The sequence below is a fragment of the uncultured Roseovarius sp. genome, assembly GCF_913054395.1.
Classification (GTDB): domain Bacteria; phylum Pseudomonadota; class Alphaproteobacteria; order Rhodobacterales; family Rhodobacteraceae; genus Roseovarius.
Map to the genome: position 1 here is coordinate 1 of NZ_CAJXIP010000182.1, position 5,813 is coordinate 5,813.

Annotated in this window: 7 protein-coding genes and 1 pseudogene; 1 reads left to right on the plus strand and 7 read right to left on the minus strand. The window is 61.5% G+C overall.

Annotated elements, in window-relative coordinates; genetic code table 11:
- The 3 genes from QZ522_RS17220 to rpsL all read right to left on the minus strand — a co-directional run.
- A partial coding sequence (locus QZ522_RS17220; RefSeq protein ID WP_294614483.1) for a GTP-binding protein occupies positions 1–275 on the minus strand: 275 nt, incomplete at its 3' end.
- A gap of 20 nt (positions 276–295) precedes the next feature.
- On the minus strand, positions 296–766 hold the full coding sequence (gene rpsG, locus QZ522_RS17225; RefSeq protein WP_294614486.1) for a 30S ribosomal protein S7: 471 nt from the start codon (positions 764–766) through the stop codon (positions 296–298).
- 12 nt (positions 767–778) lie between these two features.
- Positions 779–1,150: a 30S ribosomal protein S12 gene (gene rpsL, locus QZ522_RS17230; protein WP_008281863.1), complete on the minus strand. Its 372-nt coding sequence runs from the start codon at positions 1,148–1,150 to the stop codon at positions 779–781.
- A 341-nt stretch (positions 1,151–1,491) separates the two neighbouring features.
- Between rpsL and QZ522_RS17235 the strand changes: the two genes are divergently transcribed.
- On the plus strand, positions 1,492–2,310 hold the full coding sequence (locus QZ522_RS17235) for a glycosyltransferase (protein ID WP_294614493.1): 819 nt from the start codon (positions 1,492–1,494) through the stop codon (positions 2,308–2,310).
- Here the strand turns inward: QZ522_RS17235 and QZ522_RS17240 are convergent.
- The 4 genes and pseudogenes from QZ522_RS17240 to QZ522_RS17255 form a co-directional block, all read right to left on the minus strand.
- A complete protein-coding gene (locus tag QZ522_RS17240; protein ID WP_294614496.1) occupies positions 2,249–3,169 on the minus strand; it encodes a DMT family transporter in 921 nt (306 codons plus the stop codon). The genes QZ522_RS17235 and QZ522_RS17240 overlap by 62 nt on opposite strands.
- 88 nt (positions 3,170–3,257) lie before the next feature.
- Positions 3,258–4,037, minus strand: coding sequence for a 3'(2'),5'-bisphosphate nucleotidase CysQ (locus QZ522_RS17245; protein WP_294614499.1), 780 nt, complete (start codon positions 4,035–4,037; stop codon positions 3,258–3,260).
- Positions 4,024–5,370, minus strand: coding sequence for a TldD/PmbA family protein (locus QZ522_RS17250; protein WP_294614502.1), 1,347 nt, complete (start codon positions 5,368–5,370; stop codon positions 4,024–4,026). The genes QZ522_RS17245 and QZ522_RS17250 overlap by 14 nt, the downstream gene beginning before the upstream one ends.
- 118 nt (positions 5,371–5,488) lie before the next feature.
- Positions 5,489–5,813: pseudogene (locus QZ522_RS17255) on the minus strand (hypothetical protein); the annotation flags it as partial.

The window sequence follows — 5,813 nt, forward strand, 5'->3', positions numbered from 1 at the left end:
ATGTTCATCCGGTATTTCGTGTCGGATGTCGCCGCAGCGGTGGGCTCTTCCTGGCGTTGCCAGAAAGTGGTGGTCGCAGCCGAGGTGATCGTGATCCCGCGTTCCTGCTCCTGCTCCATCCAGTCCATGGTGGCCGCACCATCGTGCACCTCACCAATGTTGTGGGATTTGCCGGTGTAAAACAGGATCCGTTCCGAGCAGGTTGTCTTGCCTGCGTCGATATGGGCCATGATGCCGAAGTTGCGATAGCGTTCGAGCGGATAATCGCGTGCCATGATGAATTGCCTCTAGAGGTTTACCAGCGGTAATGGCTGAAGGCTTTGTTAGCCTCGGCCATCTTATGGGTGTCTTCGCGCTTTTTAACAGCCGAACCACGGCTCTGAACGGCATCCAGCAATTCGCCGGCAAGACGTTCTTCCATCGTGTGTTCGTTACGGCCACGCGAGGCGTTGATCAGCCAGCGGATTGCCAGAGCTTCACGACGCTCGGGGCGAACTTCGACCGGAACCTGATAGGTGGCACCACCCACACGGCGCGAACGGACTTCGACCGCGGGCTTGATGTTTTCGAGTGCTTCGTGAAACACCTCGACCGGAGCGCGCTTGATCTTGGTCTCGACCCGATCAAGGGCGTTGTAGACGATTTTCTCGGCGGCGGATTTCTTGCCGTCGATCATCAGGTTGTTCATGAACTTTGTCAGAACCCGATCGCCATACTTGGCATCGGGCAGAATTTCGCGTTTTTCAGCGGCGTGACGACGGGACATCTTGTAATCCTCTTATTTCGGACGCTTCGCGCCGTATTTCGAACGGCGTTGTTTCCGATCCTTGACGCCCTGGGTATCCAGAACACCGCGCAGGATGTGGTAACGCACACCGGGAAGGTCTTTCACGCGGCCGCCACGGATCAGGACAACAGAGTGCTCCTGAAGGTTGTGGCTCTCGCCGGGAATATAGGAAATGACCTCGAAGCCATTGGTCAGGCGCACTTTGGCAACCTTCCGCATGGCCGAGTTCGGTTTCTTCGGCGTCGTGGTATAGACGCGCGTACAAACGCCACGTTTCTGCGGGCAACCCTGCAGGTGCTGTGACTTTGTGGTTCTGACTTTTGGCTGCCGCGGCTTGCGGATCAGCTGTTGGATCGTTGGCATTCCGGTTCTTTCCCCGTCTCTCAACACATGTGTCTGCACGCTCGCACGTGCGGTTAATCAAATACATATCGCGCGTCCGCAATACGCAAAGACCGCCATCGCACCCTATATTCTGGGTTCGACGCGGTGGGTTTCCAGAGGATCGGGGCACAGGCCCGGATCTTGACCACTTCAGTTCTGATATCGGCGACGGGGCGACCCCCAGTGCCGGGATGGGGCGCGTATATGGGGAGTCGCAGAGCTTGTCAACAGCCTGCACCGCGCTTGCACCAATGCCCGCCGGATGCGATGTATCCAACACGGAAGCGGACAACAAGAGCCGCCAACAGGAGCATTTCAAGATGCGAGTGATCGGGATTTGCCGGTTTTCCTATCCTGCCCTCGGCGGGTTCAAGCGGATGCACGATACCATCGAGGACCGTGAGGCCTATTTATATGCACCAGAGCGCATGGAATTACGGTTTCGCCACTTTGAAACCCTGACCTTGCCGTCGATTGCCGCGCAAAAGCGCAAGGATTTCACCTTTCTGGTGCTGATCGGAGAAAGCCTGCCGAAGCCCTACCGCGACCGGATGCATGATCTCACCGCCGGGATCGAGCAGGTCAAGATCGTGGAAAGTGTGCCGATGAAGCATCGCCTGGCCATGCAGCTTGCGATCAAGGAAGAGCTTGGCGAGGACAAGACCGAATCAATCCAGTTCCGGCTGGATGACGACGATGCCGTGGCCGTGAATTTCATCCGGGGCCTGCGCTGGTTCGTCAAACACAGCGCCAGTATGCGCAAGAACTGGCGCTCGATGGCAATCGAATACAATCGCGGCTATTCGGTGTCTCTCTCGGATCAGGGAATCATGGCCGAAAAGGTGATCTCGCCGTTCTGGGCATGTGGTCTTGCAGTGTTGTTCCGCCCCGGCGATCCGCGCACAGTGATGAACTTTGGCCATCACAAACTTCATCATGACATGCCCACGCTGATCCACCCCTCGCCCTGCATGTATCTGCGCTCCAAGCATGACGACAATGATTCCGCCGCCAATTTCAAGCCCGGCCCGATGCAGCCGCTAAGCGAAGAGGACCGCGCGTTCTTCAAGCGCCAGTTCAACGTGGACGAGGACCAAGTGAAAGCTGTCTTTTCTGCGCCGCCCGCGCACGTCGGCTGATCTGCATTTCGCGGTAGAGTGTGAATATCCCGCTTGCCACGACGATTCCCGCGCCGACCAGGGTGATGGTCTGCGGCCATTCGCCAAAGACCAGCCAGCCAAGCGCAAGCGCCCAGATCAGGCTTGTGTAGCGGAACGGCGCGATAAAGCCGACTTCGCCGACCCGCATCACCATGATCGAAAAGAGATAGCCGCCGATGATCATGAATGCCGCGCCCCCGGTTATCAGTGCTGCTCGGGCATCCACCGGCGCCCAGCTCTCGGACAGGCTGGCGAGACCGAAGAATGCCATGATGAACACCGAAGTGATCAGCGTCACGGTCATCGAGGGCACATCGCGCGACAGGCGCCGCGTGGCCATATCGCGCAGGGTAACGAAGGCCACCGCCGCCAGACCATAAACGGAATAGACGTTGAACCCCTCGGTGCCCGGCCTCACGATCAGCATCACCCCGACAAAGCCCACCATGATCGCCACAATCCGCCGCCAGCCCACCGGCTCGCGGAAAAACAGCGCCGCCGCCAAGGTGATGGTCAGCGGAAGCGCCTGCATGATTGCGCTGATATTGGCAATCGGCATGTTGAAAAGCGCCGTGACGAAGAAATAGGCAGAGCCGATTTCGCCCACCATCCGAAAGAACACCGGGCCCCAATCCGCCCGCGGCAGGGCGCGCCCCAGCACCCCCATGCGCCAGGCGATGATGGCCACCGCGATGGTGGTCAAGACCCCGCGCATGAACATCAGCTGGAACAGCGGGATTTCCCCGGCCAGCATCTTGATCAGTGCATCGTTAAGCGTGAAAGCCGCCATCGACGCCATCATCAGCAAAGCGCCGGTTATATTGTCTGAGCGGGCCATTCTTGCCTGTCTTTTCGAGTCACGGATCGGCGTATTGGACCCGGATCAACGGGCGATGCAAGCGGAATTCCGCAATTGGAAACCGCGCTTACCCGGCCAAGGCATCATGCAGTGCAAGGTGCAGCGCCGGGTTGGCGGCCACGACGCCATTCACTTGCGGCACCGGATTGTTGAAAAGCAACGGTCCGGCCCTGCGGTCCGAGGTCTGTGCCCCTGCCTCGCGCAGGATCAGATCACCGGCAGCAATATCCCATTCCCAACTTGGCCGCAGCGTCAGCATCGCATCAAAGCGCCCCTCGGCCACAAGGCTAAGGCGATAAGCCAGCGAGGGGCGATAGGCACGCGCCACATCGGGGACGATCCCGCCCTGCCAGTGTTCGGGTGCGTAATTGGGTTTCGCCGCAAGGATCGACGCGCCCGCAAGAGCGACACGCCCCGAGGCGCGGATCGGCGCGCCGTTGAGGAAAGCCCCCTGCCCTGCCGCTGCGGTGTAAAGCTTGTCGCGCATCGGCAGATAGATCACCGCAGCCACGACAACGCCCTTTTCAGCCACCGCAAGCGAATGCGCCCAGGCGTCAGAGCCCTCGATAAAGCTTCGGGTGCCGTCAATCGGATCAACGATAAAGACCCGCTCACGGCCAAGGCGCGCGGCGTCGTCTTCGGTTTCCTCGGAAAGCCAGCCATACTCGGGCCGCGCGGCGCGCAAAGACCTGGCCAGCATCGCATTCACCGCAAGGTCGGCCCTGGTCACCGGCCCGGTGCCATCCGGCTTTTCCCACGGCACGATCGGCCCTTTGGCATGGTGCATGGCGATGCGACCGGCCTCTTGGGCGGCCTCGATCAACAGGCTCAGGTCAGGTGCCGGCAAGCGTCAGCCCCTCGGCCAGAAGCGAGGGCACAACCCGGCTTAGATGGGTCCGCGCGTCATTGGCGGGGATGATCGCCCTGAGCATCTCGGGCAGGCTTCCTGCAATCGTGCATTCGTTCACCGCATAGGTGATCTCGCCGTTTTCCACCCAGAACCCTGCCGCGCCGCGTGAATAATCGCCGGTATTCGCGTTGATCGTCGAGCCGATCATCGAGGTCACCAAAAGCCCGGTGCCCATCTGCGCAATCAGGTCGTCGCGGCTCTGGCTGCCTTGGGTCAGCGCAATGTTCCAGGTGCCCGGCGAGGGCGGCGCAGAGGTGCCGCGCACCGCGTTGCCAGTCGATTGCATGCCAAGCTTGCGCGCATTCGCCAAATCAAGCGTCCACCCCATCAGCACACCGTTTTCGACGATCGCACGGCGGCGCGTCGGCAGGCCCTCGGCATCAAACGGGCGCGAACCGGCGATGCGCGGGCGGTGAGGGTCTTCAATGATTGACAGGGCCTCGGGCAGGACCACCTCGCCCAGCTTGTCGCGCAGCCAGGACGAGCCACGCGCCACCGACGCGCCATTGACCGCCGCCAGAAGGTGCCCGATCAGGGTGCCGGAAATACGCTCGTCAAACAGCACGGGAAAGCTTCCGGTGGGCGGCTTGCGCGCCCCAAGCCGTTCCACGGCGCGCTCGCCTGCGCTCCGGCCAATCTCGGAGGCGGCGCGCAGGTCGGTCGCGAAAATCCGGCTGTCACCGTCATAATCACGTTCCATCCCGGCACCGCTGCCTGCTATCGCCACACAGGATACCCCGGTATCTGTGCGCATATAGCCGCCGGAAAACCCGTTGCTGGCCGTAATATGCACCCCACGCCCGCTATAGGCGGCGCTGGCCGATTGCACCTGTGTCACGCCGCTGACGTCAAGGGCCGCCGCCTCGGCCTCTTGCGCCATCTGTGCCAGGGCATCGGGGGCGGGTTCATCCGCCGGGTCGCAAAGCTCCAGCGCGGCGATATCCCAGTCGCGCGCAAGCTGATCCGGATCGGCCAGACCGACATGGGGATCTTCGGGGGCCTCATGTGCCATGGCCACGGCCCGTTCGGCCAGCGTGGCGATCGTCTCGGCGCGGGTATCAGAGGCCGAGACATTGGCCTGTCGTCCACCGATCAGCACGCGCAGACCGATCTCCACACCCTCGGCCCGCTCTGCCTGTTCAAGGGTGCCGCCGCGCATGTCGATGGTCACAGAGCGCCCCCTGACCGCGATGGCATCCGCCGCCCCGGCACCGGCCCTGAGGGCAGCGTCAATCAGAGCCTCGGTCAGATCATTCAGCGGTTGGGGCATGGCACTCTCCTTGTTGCGGCTCAGAGGTAGACCGCGCTGCGGGGTCGCGCAAGGGTCGGCCATGTGAAAAGGCCGCAAGCGATGCCTGCGGCCCGATTCCAGTGCAGGGCCGGCGTGGTTACCTCAGCCGCTGGCCATTGGCCAGAACGTGACCCTGCTCATTGACCTCGATCCTGGAATTGAGCGTATCCTCACCCTCGCCGACAACGGCGAACATCCCCACCATCATGCGCGCGACCATCGCCTGATCCTTGGGGACAAAGCCCATTGCGATAAGCGTGTCCAAAAGGCCGTTGCCGCCGATCAGCTTGAGGTCAATCGCCCCTTCGGGCGCGGGAATACCGTCAAAGCTTGTCAGGTCGGAATTATCAAAGACAAATCCGCCATCCCCGGTCAGGGTCGCCCCCGCCGCCCTGAGCGTCATGCTGTTGAGATCGAGCGAC